This is a genomic window from Methanocorpusculum sp. (assembly GCF_030655665.1).
GTDB lineage: Archaea > Halobacteriota > Methanomicrobia > Methanomicrobiales > Methanocorpusculaceae > Methanocorpusculum.
In genome coordinates, this window is the sequence record NZ_JAUSPQ010000006.1 from 213,847 (window position 1) to 233,347 (window position 19,501).

At 50.9% G+C, this 19,501-nt stretch carries 21 protein-coding genes; 15 read left to right on the forward strand and 6 right to left on the reverse strand.

The genetic code is table 11. From position 1 onward, the window contains the following. Window positions 1-15 precede the first annotated feature (15 nt). The 3 genes from cofH to Q7J08_RS04450 are packed head-to-tail and all read right to left on the reverse strand — an operon-like array spanning window position 16 to window position 2,406. Entirely contained in the window at window positions 16-1,101 is a 1,086-nt protein-coding gene (gene cofH, locus Q7J08_RS04440; RefSeq protein WP_304910487.1) for a 5-amino-6-(D-ribitylamino)uracil--L-tyrosine 4-hydroxyphenyl transferase CofH, read from the reverse strand. After that, a complete protein-coding gene (locus tag Q7J08_RS04445; protein WP_304910488.1) occupies window positions 1,098-1,754 on the reverse strand; it encodes a S26 family signal peptidase in 657 nt (218 codons plus the stop codon). The genes cofH and Q7J08_RS04445 overlap by 4 nt, the downstream gene beginning before the upstream one ends. A 58-nt stretch (window positions 1,755-1,812) precedes the next feature. Next, on the reverse strand, window positions 1,813-2,406 hold the full coding sequence (locus tag Q7J08_RS04450; protein ID WP_304910489.1) for an undecaprenyl diphosphate synthase family protein: 594 nt from the start codon (window positions 2,404-2,406) through the stop codon (window positions 1,813-1,815). Window positions 2,407-2,510: 104 nt separating this feature from the next. Here Q7J08_RS04450 and Q7J08_RS04455 point away from each other — a divergent pair, with 104 nt between their 5' ends. The 13 genes from Q7J08_RS04455 to Q7J08_RS04515 all read left to right on the forward strand — a co-directional run bounded on the left by Q7J08_RS04455 (window position 2,511) and on the right by Q7J08_RS04515 (window position 13,588). Next, the gene (locus tag Q7J08_RS04455) at window positions 2,511-2,825 is read left to right on the forward strand and encodes a DUF2551 domain-containing protein (protein ID WP_304910490.1); all 315 of its coding nucleotides are present in this window, start codon (window positions 2,511-2,513) and stop codon (window positions 2,823-2,825) included. 57 nt (window positions 2,826-2,882) lie between these two features. Continuing rightward, the gene (locus Q7J08_RS04460; protein WP_304910491.1) at window positions 2,883-3,167 is read left to right on the forward strand and encodes a hypothetical protein; all 285 of its coding nucleotides are present in this window, start codon (window positions 2,883-2,885) and stop codon (window positions 3,165-3,167) included. Further along, on the forward strand, window positions 3,157-3,567 hold the full coding sequence (locus Q7J08_RS04465; RefSeq protein WP_304910492.1) for an archease: 411 nt from the start codon (window positions 3,157-3,159) through the stop codon (window positions 3,565-3,567). Before Q7J08_RS04460 ends, Q7J08_RS04465 begins: the two co-directional genes overlap by 11 nt. A 5-nt stretch (window positions 3,568-3,572) precedes the next feature. Next, complete coding sequence (locus Q7J08_RS04470; RefSeq protein ID WP_304910493.1) at window positions 3,573-5,006, forward strand: RtcB family protein; 1,434 nt, start codon at window positions 3,573-3,575, stop codon at window positions 5,004-5,006. Further along, window positions 5,003-5,572: a hypothetical protein gene (locus Q7J08_RS04475; RefSeq protein ID WP_304910494.1), complete on the forward strand. Its 570-nt coding sequence runs from the start codon at window positions 5,003-5,005 to the stop codon at window positions 5,570-5,572. Before Q7J08_RS04470 ends, Q7J08_RS04475 begins: the two co-directional genes overlap by 4 nt. Window positions 5,573-5,655: 83 nt before the next feature. Continuing rightward, on the forward strand, window positions 5,656-6,642 hold the full coding sequence (locus tag Q7J08_RS04480; protein WP_304910495.1) for a biotin--[acetyl-CoA-carboxylase] ligase: 987 nt from the start codon (window positions 5,656-5,658) through the stop codon (window positions 6,640-6,642). Between the two features lie 41 nt (window positions 6,643-6,683). Next, window positions 6,684-7,223, forward strand: coding sequence for a biotin transporter BioY (locus Q7J08_RS04485; protein ID WP_304910496.1), 540 nt, complete (start codon window positions 6,684-6,686; stop codon window positions 7,221-7,223). Further along, window positions 7,207-7,782, forward strand: a complete 576-nt coding sequence (locus tag Q7J08_RS04490) for an ABC transporter ATP-binding protein (RefSeq protein ID WP_304910497.1) — start codon at window positions 7,207-7,209, stop codon at window positions 7,780-7,782. The genes Q7J08_RS04485 and Q7J08_RS04490 overlap by 17 nt, the downstream gene beginning before the upstream one ends. Next, window positions 7,779-8,342: an ATP-binding cassette domain-containing protein gene (locus tag Q7J08_RS04495; RefSeq protein WP_304910498.1), complete on the forward strand. Its 564-nt coding sequence runs from the start codon at window positions 7,779-7,781 to the stop codon at window positions 8,340-8,342. The genes Q7J08_RS04490 and Q7J08_RS04495 overlap by 4 nt, the downstream gene beginning before the upstream one ends. After that, complete coding sequence (locus tag Q7J08_RS04500; RefSeq protein ID WP_304910499.1) at window positions 8,335-8,961, forward strand: hypothetical protein; 627 nt, start codon at window positions 8,335-8,337, stop codon at window positions 8,959-8,961. Before Q7J08_RS04495 ends, Q7J08_RS04500 begins: the two co-directional genes overlap by 8 nt. A gap of 168 nt (window positions 8,962-9,129) precedes the next feature. Further along, window positions 9,130-10,254, forward strand: a complete 1,125-nt coding sequence (locus Q7J08_RS04505; RefSeq protein ID WP_304910500.1) for a type IV pilin N-terminal domain-containing protein — start codon at window positions 9,130-9,132, stop codon at window positions 10,252-10,254. Between the two features lie 101 nt (window positions 10,255-10,355). Further along, window positions 10,356-12,089: a pyruvate/oxaloacetate carboxyltransferase gene (locus Q7J08_RS04510; RefSeq protein ID WP_304910501.1), complete on the forward strand. Its 1,734-nt coding sequence runs from the start codon at window positions 10,356-10,358 to the stop codon at window positions 12,087-12,089. Then, window positions 12,086-13,588: an acetyl-CoA carboxylase biotin carboxylase subunit gene (locus Q7J08_RS04515; RefSeq protein ID WP_304910502.1), complete on the forward strand. Its 1,503-nt coding sequence runs from the start codon at window positions 12,086-12,088 to the stop codon at window positions 13,586-13,588. The genes Q7J08_RS04510 and Q7J08_RS04515 overlap by 4 nt, the downstream gene beginning before the upstream one ends. Window positions 13,589-13,599: 11 nt before the next feature. Here the strand turns inward: Q7J08_RS04515 and tfrB are convergent, their stop codons facing one another. The 3 genes from tfrB to Q7J08_RS04530 form a co-directional block, all read right to left on the reverse strand. After that, window positions 13,600-15,036 (reverse strand): fumarate reductase (CoM/CoB) subunit TfrB, encoded by a 1,437-nt coding sequence (tfrB, locus tag Q7J08_RS04520; protein ID WP_304910503.1) that lies wholly within the window; start codon window positions 15,034-15,036, stop codon window positions 13,600-13,602. Beyond that, entirely contained in the window at window positions 15,033-16,661 is a 1,629-nt protein-coding gene (gene tfrA, locus Q7J08_RS04525) for a fumarate reductase (CoM/CoB) subunit TfrA (RefSeq protein ID WP_304910504.1), read from the reverse strand. Before tfrA ends, tfrB begins: the two co-directional genes overlap by 4 nt. Window positions 16,662-16,722: 61 nt before the next feature. After that, window positions 16,723-16,998: a hypothetical protein gene (locus Q7J08_RS04530; protein WP_304910505.1), complete on the reverse strand. Its 276-nt coding sequence runs from the start codon at window positions 16,996-16,998 to the stop codon at window positions 16,723-16,725. Between the two features lie 109 nt (window positions 16,999-17,107). Between Q7J08_RS04530 and Q7J08_RS04535 the strand changes: the two genes are divergently transcribed. Further along, window positions 17,108-18,499: an aspartate kinase gene (locus Q7J08_RS04535; protein ID WP_304910506.1), complete on the forward strand. Its 1,392-nt coding sequence runs from the start codon at window positions 17,108-17,110 to the stop codon at window positions 18,497-18,499. After that, a complete protein-coding gene (gene purM, locus Q7J08_RS04540) occupies window positions 18,496-19,491 on the forward strand; it encodes a phosphoribosylformylglycinamidine cyclo-ligase (RefSeq protein WP_304910507.1) in 996 nt (331 codons plus the stop codon). The genes Q7J08_RS04535 and purM overlap by 4 nt, the downstream gene beginning before the upstream one ends. Window positions 19,492-19,501 lie beyond the last annotated feature (10 nt).

Below are 19,501 nucleotides of genomic sequence, written 5' to 3' on the forward strand. Positions count from 1 at the left end.
GTAAAAAAGAGAAGATCAGAGGAGATTATAGAAGGTGTCTCTCTGATGAAGTGTTCTGCCGATATCTTCACACATCAGTTCCATATCCTCGGGACTGAAATAATCCGATTCATCTCCGCCGCCGGCATCCCTTGAGAGCGAGTCCACAAACATGGTTCCGCCGACATCGTTTCCACCTGCCATTAGACAGAGTTGTGTTACCTTCCTTCCGATTTTTGACCACGGGACCTGAATGTTGTCGAAGTTATCCAGGAAAAGCCGAGATATGGCGATCAATAGAATATCCTCACGTCCGGTCGCGTCATGATTTACGAGACCTGCTCGCTCGAGCGGCGTATTTTTGTGCAGGAATGAGAGCGGCACAAGCTCGGTGAACACACCGGTTTCGTCTTGGACCTCGCGGAGAACCGATAAATGACGTGCTCTCTCCTCTGCTGTTTCCACCGAGCCGTACATTATTGTGGAAGTCGCCCGAAATCCTACGTCTGATGCCTCTTTGATGATTCTGACCCATTCTGAAGTGGAGAGTTTTTTATCACAGATGATGTTTCGGACCCGATCAACGAGAATCTCGGCGGCAGTTCCCTGGACAGAACCTAGTCCGGCAGCTTTCAGGCGGATGAGTGCGTCTTTAGTTGAAATGCCGCTTTGATTTGCTGCAAACAGGATCTCATCCGGACTGCATCCATGCACATGAATGCCGGGGATCTCTTCGTGGAATGTTCGGATCATCTTTTCGTAACTTTCGATAGTGAACCCGGGGTGGATCCCGGAAAGATACGAGACCTCGGTGACCTTTTTTCTGCCGGCGTCTCTGGTGTGTTCCCGAAACTCTTCATCCGTAAAGCAGAACGCTTCGGGATCGGTACTCTTTCGTCCGAACGCACACAACCCGCAGCAGTTTTTACAGATGTTGGTCATGTGGATGTTCATGTTCCGGACATATGTTACGACATCGCCGTTTTTTCGTTCACGAATGATATCAGCGGCTTCTGCGATCTTCCAGATATCCCGGTTTTTTACCGAGAACAGGAATGCTGCTTCATTTTCAGTGAGCCGTGCGCCTCCAAGGACATCATTCAGGATGGTGTTGACGTTCATTTTTTCTTTCCTTTTGATTTGTTGTCTTTGCTCTTCTTCAGTCTTCTGCTGGCGAGTTCAATGATAACTATGATGAGTACGACGACCAGAGCTGATTCAAACAGGTGAAGCGGTATAAAACCGATCAGCGGGATCGCAAACAATGCTTTTCCAACGATCCATTCCTTTTTGACCGGCTGCATCCTCCCGTATTCTGAGAAGATCGCATTCTGATCATACAGTTCGTTGTTGTCTCCTTTGGTAATATATCCTGCATGTGCCGCATCGCCGGTGAATCCGGCTTCTTCGGCCACGGATTCATTGATCCAGGTTATTGCCCGGTGAATGATCGGGGTCACGCCGGTTTGCCCGTTCGGCTGATAGACGATCACATCTCCATATCCTCCAAACGAAATCTTCCCAGCTTCTTCCGCCTCAACCATGATCATGTATCCGCCGTATCTGTTCTCTTCAACAACAAACACGAGGTCGTTGACGTTCAGATTCGGGACCATACTCGGGGATTCAACGGCCACCAGAGCCGGCCATGTTCCGGATACTGCAAACAAAGCACCCCCTATTGCCGCAACAACGATGAAAACAAGCAGGATATCCCTGATAAAATTGATTTTCGGGTCTTTTGATTCAGGTAATTTTGGAATGGAAAGCGACATTGTTGTAGTACCTTATTCATCTATGAAAGGTATAGATGTTTTCCCTTTTGGGATCGGATCAGGTTCCATACCGCCGGCCTCTCGACTGATAATCGCGAAGTGCCCGCAGGAAGTCCACTTTCCGAAATCCGTCCCAGTTGATGTCTGTGAAAAACAACTCCGAGTAAACTGACTGCCAGATCAAAAAATCGGTGAGATGGTTTCCGCCGGTTTTGATCACATAATCCGGGTTTACCTGGAAGGCCAGGTGTTTCTCTATCGTCTCTTCCGTGATATTTGCTGGATCGATTTCCTCTTTTGCGATTTTTATTATCGCATCGGTGATTTCTTCTCTCCCGTTTTTACCAAGGGCGATCAGGATCTCAGGCGTTCCGTTCCCGAATGTCGTGTCATGTTTTGGCGTACTCACACGAACTTTCGTCTTTTCTCCAAGGGATGCGGGTCTCAGCAGCTCCTCAACTTTCCCGGCATCTTTCGTGCTGATGTGAAAAATGATTTTTTTGATATCCGGGAACTCTTTTGCCCAGGTAATTACCTCTCCTACTTTTTTTGAATCGGCAATGACATCTGCATCGCTGAGCATGAAACATATTTCTTTTGGGAACTTCGTAAGATCGCGGGAAATCAGATACTCATAGAGGCGATATATCATGAGGTATTACTCTATTGCTTCTTCAGGCATATCAAATTCGTGTATTCTTCGATTATTCCATATAAGCGGTATGTATTTATATACAGAGATACATAATAAAAAATATGCTTTCACCTTCAGATCTGCGAAAGGAGATTGAGCGAAGACTTCGCAGTTATCTATCCCGTGACAAGTCAGGAATCAGAAAGGCACTGTTGCGTCTGCTTATCCGTGCCAAGTCCATGACTGTTCCACAGATTCATGAGGCACTTTCGACAAAGTTTGATGTAACCTATCATTCCGTGGCATCCATGGTTGGTATCGTTGCCTCGAAACTAGGTATCCTGTCGACCCACAAAATGAAAGACGGCGCACTTGGGGTCTATGAACTCAAGGGTCAGTATGCCGAGCTAGTCGAGCAGGTCGTTGCATCCACCTGAATATATCAGTGGATCCAGTACCAACTTTTTTGAGGATATACTTCCCATCTATATGAAATGGATAACGAGCAGGGTGGTCCTTCCCCTCTTTCCGATATTTTGGTCACGGACGAGGTCATCGCGTACATGGATAAACGCGGCGGGGATTTTCGAATAAGTACTTCGTGCAGCGGTCCGGTCCTGATGCCGGTACGGATACGCCCGGCGAAATCGTCTGATATCCCCCTTCGGGCGGGAGACCATGTGATCTTCATCTCCAAGTATCAGATCCAGTGGATATCCGAGATCAACATGCGCATGGTTCCGCGGCTTCTTTTCGAAGACGGCGATTATGGCTATTGAAGAGCTGGAACATACTGCGGATATCCGCATGCGGATCTCGGCACCTGACCTTTCATCCCTGTTTTCTGAAAGCGGGTCCGCTCTGGCAAAGACTTTGTACGGCGACTATCCTTTTGAGACCCCGACGGTTTCATTTTCCATTGAAGCTGAAGGAAAAGACCGCGAGGAGCTGATCGTTAATTTCCTTTCTGAACTGTTGTTTCTCACAGAAACCGAGTATCTCGTACCGCAGAAGTTTACGCTCACGGTAGGAGACTCTGTTTCCGGCACGGTCGAAGGGGTCCTCTTCGACAGAAAAAAACATGCCGGCGGTACCGGAGTGAAAGGTATCTCCTACTCAGGTCTTTCACTGACCGGAACAAAAACAGGATATGAACTGATAATCATCTTCGACATCTAAACATCATGAACGATCAGATACATAAGATCACAAATAACGAGTGGGAGATCCCCATGGATTTTGTTCCGGGGATGCGGGTCCCCGGACGGTTTTTCCTTTCGGAAAACCTTGCAGAAACTCTTGAAGACGGAGCTCTCACTCAGCTTGCCAATGTGGCAACACTTCCGGGCATCCTGCGGTATTCGCTTGGCATGCCGGATATCCATTGGGGGTATGGCTTTCCTATCGGCGGCGTCGGTGCTTTTGACGCGGAAACCGGGGTCATCTCTCCGGGCGGCGTAGGGTTCGATATCAACTGCGGTGTCCGGATGATCACGACCCCCCTGCACGTTTCCGATATTCCTGATATGAAAGGGATCATCGAGGATCTTTTCACCGCGGTCCCTACCGGGGTCGGTTCAAAGAGTCCGATCCGTTTATCGCAGAACGATCTATCTTCAATGCTGGAAGACGGAGCAAAGAACGCGGTCGAGATGGGATACGGCATGGCAGGCGATATCCCGCGTTGCGAGGAGAACGGGGCGATGGGCGGCGCACAACCGGAACATGTCAGTAAAAAAGCCCGACAGCGGGGCATTCCCCAGTGCGGAACGCTTGGTTCCGGCAATCATTTCCTGGAGATCCAGGTCATCGATGATATCGCTGATGAGGCGACGGCAAAAACGTTCGGCGTCTCAGAAGGGCAGATATGTGTGATGATCCACTGCGGTTCACGGGGTCTTGGGCATCAGGTCTGCACCGATCATCTGCAGATCCTTGAGTCGGCAACGAAAAAATACGGCATAGAACTTCCCGACCGTCAGCTTGCCTGTGCTCCGCTCTCTTCTCCCGAGGGAGAAGCATATTTCGGTGCCATGGCGGCTTCTGCAAATTATGCCTGGGCAAACCGTCAGATCATCACGCATATCGTCAGGGAACTTTTCGTGAAAAAATTCCAGGTCGATTACGAAGAGATGCCTCTCGTGTATGATGTTGCTCACAATGTCGCAAAATGGGAGGAGCACGAGGTCGACGGGCTCCGGCAAAAAGTCTGCGTCCACCGGAAAGGAGCGACCCGGGCTTTTGGTCCGGGCAGGGCCGAGCTCCCTCACGAGTTCCGTGCCTGCGGTCAGCCGGTGATCATCCCCGGAAGTATGGGGACGTCATCCTATCTTCTCGCAGGGACCCAAGGAGCAATGGAAAAAACGTTCGGGAGTACCTGTCACGGATCGGGCAGAGTAAAAAGTCGATCTTCAGCGAAAAAATGTCAGACCGGCGAGGAGGTCGCACATGCCCTTCTCGAGCAGGGAATCATTGTTCGGGCGCCGAATCAGGCGGCTATCGCAGAAGAGGCGCCCGATGTGTATAAATCCAGCAGCGAGGTCGTTCAGACCGTTCATGATGCCGGGATCTCCCGGATCGTCGCACGCCTGAGGCCGCTTGGAGTGATCAAAGGATGACCGTTGCCGTATTCTGGGATACGAAGATGACGTTTCACCGTCTCGTCGAAGATTCGGCCTGCCCGTGTGAAGCAGTCACCCCGCTTCTGCTTTCGGCACCGTTCTACCGTGGAAAATACTCAGGTGTCATTATCCCGACCGGGTTTGGCAATATGTCGTACTCAAAACTCCTTCCTGCACTCCGGGCATGTTCAGAGCGGATCGAACGGTATCTTGAAGCGGGGGGCAAACTCCTCGTTTTTGGAGCGGCCGATGCTTCACCAAATAGATATGACTGGCTCCCGGTGGACGTGGAATATCATTATGCATTTGGTGAACACTGCCTCGATGTCGATACTTCCTCACCTTGGTCATCTATATTTGACGGGTATGACACAACGAAGTTTGCTGCCGACGGCTGGTTTGAAACATATGAGGGAACTCCTCTTGCTACTGCAGAGAATGGATTCCCTGTTTTGGTCGAATGTCCTGTGGGAAAAGGCACGCTTCTTCTTGCAAGCACTCACGAGTATCCGAGCGATGCGTTTCTGAAGAAATTTTCCGAAGGAGAGTCCATCCCTTTCTAACTGCAAATATATTGGTCTTCAAACGAAATCTTATTCTTTTCATATGGCATAACAAGTCATATCCATTTCGGAGTCAAAACCTCATGAAAAACATAATATTTGATCTTCTGCATATTTTGGACGAAGCCGGAATTGACCAACCGGTTGCCGGAAACGTCATCAGTGAACGTCTGGGAATATCCCGTACCGCTGTCTGGAAATATGTCCATCTTTTGCGTGAGGTTGGATATGTTATAGATGCCTCGCCAAAAACCGGCTATACTCTCCGAAAACGTACTTGGCTCTTACTTCCATATGAGGTGAAGAGATATCTGAAGACCAAGGTCATCGGTCAGGATATGCATCATTTCGAACAGGTGCCTTCAACAAATGCTCTCGCCCGTCAGATGATGCATGAGGTCGGGGACGAAGTTCAGCCCGGAACTGTTCTTATCGCAGAACAGCAGACCGGCGGTCTTGGTCGTATGAACCGCGTGTGGATGTCGCCAGCAGGAGGTATCTGGGCGACGATCGTGGTGATGCCAAAACTACACGTCGATCAGACCTTCCTTATTATGATGGCGTCCTCCATATCACTTGCCCGTGCGATCCGTCACGAGTTTGAACTCTCTGCCCTGATCCAGTGGCCGAATGATGTGTTCATCGGCGATAAAAAGGTTGCTGGAACCACTATGGAACTTACCGCGGATGAGGATATCATCCGTTACTGTCTGGTTGGGATCGGTGTTGATGTGAATGTTTCCGTCGAAAAAGTTATGCCGAATCTTTCCAATTTCGTAACATCTCTCTCGGACGAGCTTGGCCATGATGTGGACCGAGCCCAGTTCTTTGCCGTGTTCTTAAAGGAGTTCGAACGCCGGTATGAGATGATCCTGAAAGGCGAGAAGGAATCGCTCTTCCGGGAGTGGAGAAGCCTTTCCCGTACGCTGCACCGCAGGGTCAGGGTCCGGACGATCAGGGAAAGCTTCGAAGGAGAGGCACTTGATGTCGATGAACACGGTGCTTTGATCATTCATAAAGATAATGGTGAAGTTGAACGCGTGATTGCGGGCGACTGCTATCTTATCTGATCCTTTTTTATTGTTAACCGCCATAATATATTTGGTTAACAATGTACGGAAACGAGAAACGTTCGAGTCTTATTATTTATTCTGCGGTGTTTGTGGCATTGATCACGGTCGGCGGCTGGATATCTATCCCGTTTATCGTTCCGTTCACTCTTCAGACACTTTTTGTTTTGCTTGCGGCATCAGTGATGAAAAAATACGCGGTGATCCCGGCAGCTTTGTATGTGTTGTTTGGAACGCTTGGTCTCCCGCTTTTTCACAACGGCACTGCCGGGATCGGGATTCTGTTTGGTCCGACCGGCGGGTTTTTGATCGGTTTCATTCTGATGGCGTTCATTGCAGGCATGTTCTTTTCGAAAAAAACCCTGTCTGCCGATATAACCGGGCTTGTTCTCGCAACTCTTCTCAGTTATATCTTTGGCGCCGGATGGTTCATGATCTCGTCGGGAGCTACGCTTCCGGCTGCATTGATCACCTGTGTGGTCCCGTTTATTGCCGGCGATGTCATAAAAATCACAGCGGCGGAACTGGTGACGCTCCGTCTTCGAAAAAGTGAGGGATCTGCTCTTGATCCAGATCGATGATCTCCGTCACGGCGTTTTGGATATCCCTTCTCTTGTGATCCTGCCTGGACTAACGGTGGTCTCCGGAAAAAACGGGGCCGGGAAGACCACGCTCCTGAAGATCTGTTCGGGACTTATTTTGCCGACAATGGGCTCGGTGAGTATTGACGGTCTTTCTCCTCGTTTGCAGAATGTCGACTACGTGAGCGAGTTTCCCGACCGTCATCTGCTGTTTCCGATCGTCTATGACGAGATCTCCTCCCCCCTTCGGTTTGCCGGAATCCCGCAGGCGGAGATCGAGGAAAAAGTTTTGAAAACAGCAGAGGGGGCGGGTATAACACATCTTCTCAAGAGAGAATGCAGGACACTCTCCGGCGGAGAGAAGATGCTCGTTGGGATAACGGCGGCGATCATTCATGATCCGGTCCTTCTTGTTCTTGATGAGCCGGATTCCCATCTGGATCCGGAAACCGTTGAAGATCTTCTCTCGTTTATTTCTTCGAGGAATATTTCGTATGTGATGTGGAGTTCGCATTCCACGGCGCTCAGACGTAAAGCGGATTTTGAGGTGAGGTTATGAGGATCGTTCTTGATGATGTTCACCTTCATGCAGGTACGTTTTCTCTGACGGCAGACACCGTTTTCGAGGAGGGGGTCCATATGATATCCGGTAGGGTGGGTTCAGGCAAATCCACGCTTGGCTCGGCTCTTGCGGGCTTATCCAAGGTAGAATCCGGACAAATCAGTTTTGAAGGATGCGGTTCGCCGGTTCTTTTGATGCAGTTTCCCGAGTATCAGGTGACGGGCGCGACGATTTTGCGTGAGATATCCTCATGGGGCGTTTCCCGTGAGGATCCGATTTTCTCCCGTTTCGATGTGGAGATACGGGACCGGGATCCGTTCACGCTTTCTCGCGGAGAACTGAAACGGCTGATGCTCGCCTGTGTTTTTGCGAAAGATCCGGATGTTCTTGTTCTCGATGAGCCGTATGCTTCGCTTGATCAGTCGGCGAAAGAGGTTTTGACCGGTCTGATAGAGAGCCGCCGCGGGATAACGGTCGTCTTTTCCCATGAGACGGAGTATGCGCCGAAGAATTCCCGGAAGTGGAAGATACACAACGGAGGGCTGCACTGTGAGTGATATCAGATTTCGGCTTCTTACGCTTGTGCTTCTTTCGGTCCTTTCCTTTGTGAGTCTGTTTGGAGCGGCGGCGGTTTTCTGCTGGTGGATCGTCTTTGGTGCGAAGACGACGTTTGCAAAAAATTCCTGGAAAGTGGTGATCCCGGTATCGATATTTGTCGGTCTGTTTCCCTCGGTCGTTTTGTATTTTACCGGCGGGGATGTTTTTTACGGAGCAAAGATCTTCGTTCTCGTTCTGCTTGCCTTCTGGTTTTCGGCTTCGCTCCTCTCCGGCGAGCTGATGAGTTTCTTTGTCTGGGTTTTTGGTCAGGGAAGCGGTTTTGATCTGGGGATGGCTGCCGAGTTTTCCGTTCAGGCGATCAGCGAGATCCGTGAAGATTTTCTGCATATGTGGTCTGCACTCAGGATCAAGGGGCAGAAGTTTTCCGTTTTGGCCATTCCCTCTCTTGCGGCAGGTCTGCTTATACTTTCGTTGAGGAGGGCTGGCGTCCAGTCATCACTTCTGGCAAGACGGGGGTATATCTCGGGCGGGACGTATGTCCCGGTGTTTTCGCCTGCTGTGTTTGATTTTCTGATGCTTGGAAGTGCGGTTTTTCTGTATGGCGTGCTACTGGTTTGAGATGTGGGGGCATACCTGTCTACTCGCAAGGCAAAGACTTGGTCGCAAATCAAAGATTTGCTCCGCTGAGGTCGGCCGCTTCGCGCTCACCCCGCCTCAGCTAAGGCCGCCCCTCCGGGTCAGCCCGCCACACAAACAAATTTTATCCCAGGGAACCTACAATGAATCATGGATAAAATTAAGGACGATGGCGTTAGTCCGGTTATTGCAACTATACTCCTTATCGCTCTTTCCGTTGTTCTTATATCCCTTGTCAGTATCGCCATAATGGCGGGGATCGGCTCTTTTGTACCGGCTGAGAATAAAGTGGTCGGGTTTACTGTTTCGGTGAATGCCACAAATAATACTGCTCTTGTAACGCCGGTCTCAGGAAATGATCTGCCATTTATGGAGTCGTATCGTGTGTACACCAATCATGGGCACTGGGATAGTCCAAATGCGGGAAGTATTACCGTTACGGATTTTAATTCGACTGTACACTATGTGAATATCGTCGGCAATTTTTCCGATAGGGTGACCGCACTGGTTTTCAGCGGGAAGGTCGTTATTGAAGGCGGGGTGATCGTGGTCGAACCGGTGGTGAGTCCGTATTATGTGGTCGGGAATGACGGATACAATACAACGTTTGAGTTTGTTGACTCAATCAATGATTGGTACAACAAATTCTACAATAACGCTTCTCCAGGTGATCCTAATTATGAGGTGGTGGTCGTAGTTGATCCACACAACGACAAAGACTTTACCTTCTTTAATGAACTCCCAATTATTGTTGGAAACCAGCCGATCGAGTTTTCCGCGTCAAACATCGAAACCCTCAGCGATGGCAATGTCAAAATCCTTATTGAAGAAGGAGGGAATATTGTGCGTGCCCCTGGATATTATGATGCATTATTACAGATAGGTAACGTCAGCGATCTCGGGACAACAATGGTCACTATTGAAAAAAAGCAAGGCGATCCATTTACGTTTAATGGGAGTAATATCGATGGTGTTACCTCTCCTCTTATTATAGTCTCACCCCAAGGTCGTTTGGTCGTTCAAAAAGATGCGACTCTTGTTGTGGAAAATAATATGAACCTATATGGAGATGGATTTGGCGGAGGTATATTTGTCGATGATGGTGGTGAATTGGATATAAGTGGTACATTAAGAGTTATTTCCAATTCTGCAAATTACGGCGGCGGAATTTACAAAGCACGATGGGGCATTGTCGCAACTCCGGGTACTGGGACTATTTTATACTCGGGAAACACTGCAGTGATAGCAGGTCCTAATATCTACAATGAACCATAATCTCTCCTTCCGTGCAATCGGTTTTCCAAGGGACTACTTTTTTAACTCTTCCCTCCAAAATAATAAAGGTTTAGATAACTCGTATGAGCAGGGAGAACACCATGAAAAAACTCAATATTACCGACACAACGCTCCGTGACGCTCATCAGTCACTAGCGGCAACGCGTATGCGAACCGAAGATATGCTCGGTCTTGCCCGCGAGATGGAAAAAGCCGGATTTTGGTCCGTAGAAGCGTGGGGCGGGGCAACCTTTGACACCTGTATCAGATACTTAAACGACGATCCCTGGAATCGTCTCAGAACGCTTCGCGAAATATTTGTCAAGACCCCGATCCAGATGCTTCTGCGCGGGCAAAATCTTGTTGGATATCGTCACTACCCCGATGATGTCGTTGACAAATTCGTCTCCTCCGCATCAGAAAACGGGGTCCGTGTCTTTCGGGTCTTTGACGCACTGAACGATATCAGAAACATGCAGAGGTCCATGACCGCTGTCATCGACACCGGAAATCACCTGCAGGGCACTATATCCTATACGACCAGCCCTGTCCACAGCATCGAAGGTTTCGTTACAATGGCTGAGGAACTCTACGCCCTTGGCTGCAACTCGATATGTATCAAAGATATGGCAGGACTCATCATGCCTGAGTCTGCCCGTGAACTGATCACCGGCATCAAAGAACGGCTCGACATCCCTGTCTGTCTTCACAGCCACTCGACAAGCGGCATTGCCCCCATGAGTTATCAGGCGGCGATCGAAGCAGGCGTCGATATCCTGGACACCGCCATGTCCCCCTTTGCAGGCGGAACAAGTCAGCCCGCAACAGAAAGTATCGTGGCATCCCTCATTGGAACGCCCCGTGACACGAACATCTCCCTCTCGACTCTCCGTTCGATCAAAGTCGCAGCGGCAAACATCAGAGGAAAATATGACTGCCTGATCGATCCGATCAGTGTCAGGATCGACAGCGATGTTCTGATCTATCAGCTCCCCGGCGGTATGATCTCCAACCTTGTCTCCCAGCTGAAAGAGCAGAATGCTCTCGACAAAATGGAAGAGGTCCTTCTCGAGATCCCCAAGGTCAGAGATGATCTTGGATTCCCGCCGCTTGTAACGCCGACCTCCCAGATCGTCGGTACCCAGGCTGTTTTAAACGTTTTAATGGGCGGACGCTACAAGACCGTCACGAACGAAGTCCGCGATTATCTCAAAGGACTCTATGGAAAGAGCCCGAAACCGCTCGATGATGCTCTCGTAACCTCGATCATCGGCGATGTTCCGCGTATCTCCTGCCGCCCGGCAGATACGCTTGAACCGATCTACGATAAAATGAAAGCCGACGCCGAAGCTCAGGGACTCATCAAAAAAGAAGAGGATGTCCTCACCTACATCCTCTATCCTGCCATCGCTCCGGCATTCCTGAAAGGCGAAAAGACAGCCGAAGCATTCCCGGTGATCCCGACCTCTGTCGGAGGCATGGCGCCTACGGATTATGACATCCCCAGATCCATGGAAGTCGAAGTCGACGGTGAGATATTTGCTGTGCGGATCCTCTCTGTTGAAGGAGAAGCTATTGTCAGCTCCGGAAAACCGACCGAGACCCGTCACCGCGGCGATGTTCCCGGCGGCGTGAAGAGCAGTATCCAGGGCATGGTCCTTGACATCAAAGTTCAGGCAGGTCAGAAAGTATCTGCAGGTGAGACCCTCCTCGTTCTCGAAGCAATGAAAATGGAGAACCCCATCGTCAGTCCGATCGACGGAACGGTCACCGAAATTTTCGTCGAGAACGGAGCAGTCGTCCAGAGCGGCGATGTGTTAGTGGTGGTGCAATGAGTAAAAACGAATACTTTGACAAAGTATTAGTTGCAAACCGGGGAGAGATCGCCATCCGCGTTATGCGTGCATGCCGGGAAATGGGCATCGAAACGGTCGCAGTTTACTCAGAAGCCGATGCAAACGCATTACACGTGAAGTACGCCGATGAGGCTTTTCTCATCGGAGCTGCTCACCCGACGAAAAGCTACCTCAATATGGACAGGATCCTCGAGGTCGCCGAAATGGCCGGAGCCGACGCGATCCACCCGGGATACGGGTTTCTTGCAGAAAAAGCAGCCTTTTCCGGTGCGGTGACAAAAGCAGGTTTCACCTTTATCGGTCCATCTGAAGCAACCATCAAAATGATGGGTTCGAAGCTCGATTCCAAGCAGGCGATGCATGACGTCGGGGTCCCGGTCCTTCCCTGGACCAAGAGTACCGACCATGACGAGGCAAAAGCATTTGCCGAATCGATCGGTTACCCGGTTATCGTGAAAGCGTCCGCCGGCGGAGGGGGTATCGGTATGACGATCGTCAACAACGAGACCGAACTCGACGAAGCGATCGCAAAATCCAGCAGGACAGCGGCTTCCGCTTTCGGCGATTCCACGGTCTTCATCGAAAAGTATCTGGCAAAGCCCAGACACATCGAGGTCCAGATCTTCGCTGATGGAAAAGGGGATGTGATCCACATGTTTGAGCGTGAGTGTTCTATTCAGAGACGTCACCAGAAACTCATCGAAGAGTCGCCATGCCCCATCATGACCGATGAACTCCGCGAAAGAATGACCCAGTCTGCGATCACCGTTGCAAAAACCTGTAATTATGAAAATGCCGGGACCGTTGAGTTCCTGTATGATTCGGGGAACTATTATTTCATGGAGATGAACACCCGTCTGCAGGTCGAACACACCGTGACCGAGCTGATCACCGGCCTCGATCTGGTCAGAATGCAGATCAAGGTCGCAGCCGGCGAACCTCTTCCCTATGCTCAGGACCAGGTCACCTGCAGGGGACATGCGATCGAGTGCCGTGTGAACGCCGAGGATCCGATGAACAACTTCCAGGCGGATGCAGGAAAGATCAGCCGTTACCGGTCCCCCGGTGGTCCGGGTATCAGGATCGACAGCTGCATCCATGCAGGATACTCGATCCCGCCGCTGTATGACTCGATGATCGCAAAACTTTGTGCGAGAGCAATGACCCGTGAGGAGACCGTCGCGAGAATGCGTCGTGCACTCACTGAATACGTCATCATCGGCGTGAAGACGACACTTCCGCTCCATTATGCAGTGATGAACAATCCGGAGTTTATCGCAGGAAATACCCACACGCATTTCCTTCAGGATCCGGAAATCACCCGGTCTCTTACGAGATATATGCGTGAAAGCGAGACCCGTATGAATCAGCTCGGAGATTCCCTCCGTCAGGGAAAAGAAAAAACCATCGCGGTCACCGCGGCAGTCAGCGCTTATATGAGTGCTCTTGCAGCAAAGAACGGCCAGAAAAAAGAATAATTTTTTTATTTTTATTTTTCTTGTTTGCGATACCCTTCCATCATCAGGGTCGCGATATTTTTTACCGGCAGTCCGGTCACCTGATTAAGATGGAATTCGCAGAACGGACAGACCGTCACGATGTAATCGGCACCGGTCTTTTTTACCATCTCTGCGCGAACTGCTCCGATCTTTGCCGCTTCTTCAGGCTGACCGGATTTCACGCCGCCGCCTGCTCCGCAGCATCTCGCAGGCATCTCCACGAACTTTTCGGCGACCGAGTTCAAAAGGATCCTGGGTTGTTCTGAGATACCCTGTCCCCTGAGCAAGTGGCACGGATCGTGATAGGTGTAGGTCCCTTCAACCTTTGCAGGAGCAACAAATCCGATCTCGCAGAGGAACTCGGTGATGTCGACGACCCTGAACGGGGTTTCATAATCGTTTTTCAGCGTCGATCCGCATCCTGCGCAGATGGTGAGGACGGTGTCAACGCCTGCGTTGACAAACGCATCGATGTTTCGTTTCTGCAGTTCGGGAACGAATCCCGAGAGTCCTGTTCTGATCAGCGGCGAGCTGCAGCAGACCTGATCTTTTGGAATGATCACTCTGACTCCGTTTTTGCGGAGAAGGTCCATGGTGTCCAATGCAGGCTGGATGACTCGTCCGTTGAACATGCATCCGACGAAAAATCCGACTGTGGCCCGGATCTCGCCTTCAGGTTCGATGACATCCGGTACCCGTTCGAGGAATGTCGGCTCCTTTCGCTCGACCGAGCGGCCGGTTTTTTCAATCAGAGAAGCAAGGGCTTTGTGTGCCGGGAGGGAGAGCCCTCTCTTTGCCGCTTCGGCCCGGAGTTTTTCAATAGCTTTCCTTGGCGTTTCGATCTCTTTTGGACAGACCTCGACACATTTATGACAGGTCGTGCAGGAAAAGAGTCCCTTGTCGATCGCTTCAAGGATCCGGTCCCCTTTGTCCCGCGGATCGAGATTAAGTCTCTGCTCCTGGCGCATGATCGTCGGACCTTTGTAATCCGAGGCGGAGATCGCGGGACAGGAGGAGATACAGGAGTAGCATTCGATGCATTCCCGGAGAGGTTTTATCTCCTCGATCTCCTCCTGTGTAACAGGAGAACAGTCGCATCCGTTGTTCATCCAGGCGATCTGTGCCATGATCGGGGCAATGTCGACGACCAGGTCTCTGATCCTCGGCAGCTCGAGGGGTTCGATGATATCGCCTTCGCGGGCTTCCTGCATGCAGGCAAGGACCGGTTCGCCGTTCACGCGAACCGCACATGAACCGCACTGCCCGCCCCGACAGCAGTGTCGGTAGGCAAAGCCTGGATCGATCGTATCTCTGACGGCATCCAGAACATTGAGTACGCGTGCAGCTTTTTTGACACTGACCTCATACTCAACAAATTTGGGAGGTTCTCCGGTGTCCGGATCGAAACGGGAGATGGTTACTTTCATAGTTTTTCCTCCAGGATCTCAATGCCTGATTTGCCTTTGACAAAGAATGTGTGCCCAAACGGCGAGGTCTCGTTCGTCCAGGTCTGTTTCACATCGGTCCGGGTGTGGGCTCCTCTGGATTCTCTTCTGAGGAGCGCTCCTTCGATAACGAGCTGTGCGACAAGCAGCATATTTTCTGTGATAACTGCATCGGGAAGTTCACGCGGGCTGTCGATTTTCAGCGGAGTGTTCTGCAGTTTTCGGATATCCCGTTCAGCGACCCTGAGGTCCAGCTCGTTTCGGTAGATCCCGACATTGTTCCACATCGTTGTTTTCATGGACCGTCGGACGTCAGCGGTTTTTGTCGAGCCGTTATAATATGACGCAAGTTTTTCTTCTGCTGCCTTTATTTGATTCTTGTCGACATTTTTGGCAGTCCGTTCGGTTTTGCCTGCCGCGATCCCTGCCCTTCTTCCAAACACCTGGGTGTCGGCGAGAGCGTTTCCTCCAAGGCGGTTTCCTCCGTGAACTCCCCCGGTCACTTCTCCTGCTGCATAGAGATGGGGCACTGTTGTTTTTGCGTCAGGTGTGATCATTATCCCTCCCATGAAGTGGTGGGCTGTCGGTGCGACCTCCATTGGTTCGTTTCTGATATCCACGCCGAACTGCAGGAACTGATTCAGCATGATGGGAAGGCGTGTCTCGATATGTTCACGCGGGAGATGACTCACATCCAGCCAGACACCTCCGTGAGGAGTGCCCCGTCCCTCAAGAACTTCGGTGGCGATTCCTCTCGCAACGACGTCGCGTGTAGAAAGTTCCATGCGTGCCGGATCATATTTCGTCATGAACCGTTCGCCAAGTGCGTTTTTCAGGATGCCCCCCTCTCCTCTGACTGCTTCGGTGATCAGCCGTCCGCGGGAATCGTAAGGGGTCACGGCGCCGGTCGGGTGGAACTGGACTTGTTCCATATCGATGAGCTGCGCTCCGGCTTTGTACCCAAGTGCGTATCCGTCCCCGGTCCCTGCGGTCGAGTTGGTCGTCGTGTCATAGACCTGGCCTGCTCCTCCAGTCGCGAGGATCACTGCATCGGCCGTGATGACCCCGAGCTCTCCTTCACGATCACAGGTTATCGCGCCGTTCACCCGCTCGCCGTCATAAAGCAGGTCAAGGACCGTCACTTCATTTTCGATCTGGACCGATGAACCCCTGAGTTTTTCAAGCAGGGTCATCACCAGTTCGTGACCCGTGTGGTCACCGGCATAACAGGTCCTGGCACACCGCTGTCCGCCAAAAGGCCGCTGAGCTATCGTATTATCTTTTGCCAGATCGAAGACGGCACCCCAGGAAAACAGATCACGTATTCTGTTCGGAGCTTCTGCGGCGAGAGTCTCTACAAGCGACTCATCGTTCAAAAATGCCCCGCCTCTCATCGTATCTTCGAAATGGGTCTGTATCGAATCTTCTTCGTTCAACACTGCATTGAATCCGCCTTCTGCCATGACGGTACACCCGCCTTTGCCGGTGATCGTTTTTGAGACGATGATGGTCTCGCCAAACGTTTCCGCTTCAACGGCGGCACGTATTCCTGCGCCGCCTGAACCTATGACCAGTACATGACAGTCTGTTTTGTTTTCGATGCCCATTTCGAATCCTTTAGTATATTTATAGGAAGAGGGAGGGGATAAAAGCAAGGGAAAAGGAAAGTTATACCTCGAGAATCGTCTCTCCTTCCGGTGTCGTATAATATTTTATCACGGTCCCGTCGGGTTCAGTGGCGGTATACCGGATGTTTCCTTCGGAATCGGTAAACCAGACCGTTTTTGATCCGTCGATGAAAAGGATAGACCCCTCGGTCTCATCTCCTGTGAGGATATTTCCATCTTTATCGGTATATGGTGAATTTTCATCCGGCTGTGCCACGCATCCGGCTGAAAGGATCAGCAGCAAAAGGATCATTCCGGCGATCAATATTTTCTTCATGAAAGAGTGTTGGTCCGAATAATTGATATCCTTTGTTCCCAATCCCGCAGAGTATATCTCTTGCTACGACCCATAATCTACACAACTATTCAAAGGTGCTATCAATAATATGCGGCTCGTAATGAAATTCGGTGGAACATCGGTTGGTGATGCAGAGTGTATCGCGAAAGTCGTTGATCTCATCAAAAAATCCCGTGAGGAAGGTAATGAAATCGCTGTCGTAGTTTCAGCAATGACGAAAGTCACCGACCAGATAATCACGGAGGCTGAAGGGATCATCAGCTGTACTGACAAGAATAATCTGGATACGTTCATCAATGACCTCAGAAACCGGCATATTACGGCACTTCGTGTTGTGGCTCCGGATTATATCGATGAAGTCACCGCTCACATCAACGTAAGACTTGAGCGGCTCAGAAATATCCTCATCGCTGTCAACCATCTTAGAGAACTCACGCCGCGTTCCCGGGATTACATCATCTCCTTTGGTGAAAAACTCTCTGCACCGATCGTTTCTGCGGCGCTTCGTCAGGCAGGTATCCCGTCATTTCAGATAAGCGGCTGTGATGCAGGAATTCTTACAGACGGTGTTCACGGCGGAGCTACTGCGCTTCCGGAAAGCTACCCAAGGATCATGGAGCGTATCGGATCAAAGCTTAGAGCTCAGGTCCCGGTCATTCAGGGATTCACCGGTTGTTCCGGTGAGGGCGCAGTTACCACTCTCGGCCGCAGCGGATCGGACTACTCCGGAGCGATCATCGGAGCAGGTATCGATGCTGAAGAGATCATTATCTGGACCGATGTGGACGGTGTTATGACCACGGATCCCCGGCTCATTCCCGAGGCACGCGTCATCGATTCACTGTCGTTCCTGGAAATGATGGAGATGTCCTACTTTGGTGCAAAAGTCATCCATCCGCGTGCTCTTCTCCCGGCAATGGAGAAAAACATCCCGGTCTATGTCAAGAACACCTTTAACCCGACACACCCCGGAACCGTTGTTATCAGAGAAAGCCATGCCGACAAACGCATCGTCAAAGCCGTTTCACTCATCAAAAACAGCTGCATGATAAGTATCAGCGGATTTGCGGCCGGCAGACCCGGAGTGGCAGGCGAAATATTCACCTCTCTTGCGGCAGCAGGCGTGAACGTGATGCTCATCAGTCAGGGTTCATCTGAGATGAACATCTCGCTGATCATCACCGAAGAACAGGTAAATGCTGCAAATAAGGCTCTTATCCAGATCAAAAACAAAGGACTGATCCGTGAGTACACGTTTGCCAAGGATGTGAACGTCGTTTCGGTCGTTGGTGCGGGAATGGCGGGGACCCCCGGAACTCTCTACCGGATCTTCCATGGACTCGGTGTCGCAAAGATCAATGTGATGATGATCTCCCAGGGTTCGGAAGTGAACGTTTCGTTTGTGGTAAAGGAAACGGACGGGATCCGTGCAGTAAGAGCGATCCACGAGGAGTATGATCTCGAAAAGGAGGAAGCATGACAAAGAAGTATTCGTATAAAGAGGCCGGGGTCGATATCAACCTTGAGGCCGACGGGGTAAAAGCCCTGATCCATCAACTGAGCTACAAACGCAGTGGTGAGCATGGAATGGTCGGCGATGTCGGTCACTTTGCCGGGATGATCGATTTCGGCAGCAAGGTCCTTTCCTTGTGTACTGACGGTGTCGGAACCAAGATGCGGATCGCTGACGATCTTCAGGATTGGACAACGGTCGGTATCGACTGTATGGCGATGAATGTGAACGACATGTATGTCATGAACATCGAACCGATCGCGTTCGTCGATTACATCGCGACCGAGGGTATCAAAACCGAGCAGATGATCCAGATCGGTGTCGGTCTCAACGAAGGAGCACGTCTTTCCAACATCAATATTGTCGGCGGCGAGACTGCTACGCTGAAGGGAATGATCAATGGACTTGACCTTGCAGGCACCTGTCTCGGTGTTCAGGACAAGGATAAGGTCGTCACGGGCGAAAAAGTTGCACCCGGCGATATCATTATTGGTGTCGCAAGCACCGGCGTTCACTCAAACGGGTACACGCTTGCACGCCAGGTCGCTGAAGAAAACGGAGGCTATGCAACCGTTCTTCCGTCCGGCAGAACCGTCGGCGAAGCATTGCTTGTTCCAACAAGGATCTACTCTGAGGTCCTTGATGTCTGCAGCAAAGCAGTCGTACACGGCATGTGTCACGTGACCGGCGGCGGTCTGCTGAACTTCCTTCGGATCTCCAATTACGGTTTTGCGGTCGAAGACCCACTTCCGGTTCCGGAGATCTTAGCATGGATCACCGAGAAGGGCGCTCTTGAGATGAACGAACTCTACCGTACCTTCAATATGGGTATGGGCTTTGCGTTCATCGTGCCAAAAGAGAGCGTGGAGACCGTTCTTTCCATGGTCGAAGGGGCAAAAGTCGTCGGCCGTGTGATCGAAGATCACAAAGTCACGCTCAAGGGCGTAGAAATCACCTAATTTTTATCTT

Coding starts and splice junctions, on each gene's coding strand:
- tfrA (WP_304910504.1), bottom strand. CDS start 16,661: ATGGGCATCGAAAACAAAACAGACTGTCATGTACTGGTCATAGGTTCA.
- purM (WP_304910507.1), top strand. CDS start 18,496: ATGACAAAGAAGTATTCGTATAAAGAGGCCGGGGTCGATATCAACCTT.
- Q7J08_RS04450 (WP_304910489.1), bottom strand. CDS start 2,406: ATGATATATCGCCTCTATGAGTATCTGATTTCCCGCGATCTTACGAAG.
- tfrB (WP_304910503.1), bottom strand. CDS start 15,036: ATGAAAGTAACCATCTCCCGTTTCGATCCGGACACCGGAGAACCTCCC.
- Q7J08_RS04445 (WP_304910488.1), bottom strand. CDS start 1,754: ATGTCGCTTTCCATTCCAAAATTACCTGAATCAAAAGACCCGAAAATC.
- Q7J08_RS04515 (WP_304910502.1), top strand. CDS start 12,086: ATGAGTAAAAACGAATACTTTGACAAAGTATTAGTTGCAAACCGGGGA.
- Q7J08_RS04510 (WP_304910501.1), top strand. CDS start 10,356: ATGAAAAAACTCAATATTACCGACACAACGCTCCGTGACGCTCATCAG.
- Q7J08_RS04460 (WP_304910491.1), top strand. CDS start 2,883: ATGGATAACGAGCAGGGTGGTCCTTCCCCTCTTTCCGATATTTTGGTC.
- Q7J08_RS04475 (WP_304910494.1), top strand. CDS start 5,003: ATGACCGTTGCCGTATTCTGGGATACGAAGATGACGTTTCACCGTCTC.
- Q7J08_RS04480 (WP_304910495.1), top strand. CDS start 5,656: ATGAAAAACATAATATTTGATCTTCTGCATATTTTGGACGAAGCCGGA.
- Q7J08_RS04465 (WP_304910492.1), top strand. CDS start 3,157: ATGGCTATTGAAGAGCTGGAACATACTGCGGATATCCGCATGCGGATC.
- Q7J08_RS04455 (WP_304910490.1), top strand. CDS start 2,511: ATGCTTTCACCTTCAGATCTGCGAAAGGAGATTGAGCGAAGACTTCGC.
- Q7J08_RS04495 (WP_304910498.1), top strand. CDS start 7,779: ATGAGGATCGTTCTTGATGATGTTCACCTTCATGCAGGTACGTTTTCT.
- Q7J08_RS04470 (WP_304910493.1), top strand. CDS start 3,573: ATGAACGATCAGATACATAAGATCACAAATAACGAGTGGGAGATCCCC.
- cofH (WP_304910487.1), bottom strand. CDS start 1,101: ATGAACGTCAACACCATCCTGAATGATGTCCTTGGAGGCGCACGGCTC.
- Q7J08_RS04530 (WP_304910505.1), bottom strand. CDS start 16,998: ATGAAGAAAATATTGATCGCCGGAATGATCCTTTTGCTGCTGATCCTT.
- Q7J08_RS04535 (WP_304910506.1), top strand. CDS start 17,108: ATGCGGCTCGTAATGAAATTCGGTGGAACATCGGTTGGTGATGCAGAG.
- Q7J08_RS04505 (WP_304910500.1), top strand. CDS start 9,130: ATGGATAAAATTAAGGACGATGGCGTTAGTCCGGTTATTGCAACTATA.
- Q7J08_RS04485 (WP_304910496.1), top strand. CDS start 6,684: ATGTACGGAAACGAGAAACGTTCGAGTCTTATTATTTATTCTGCGGTG.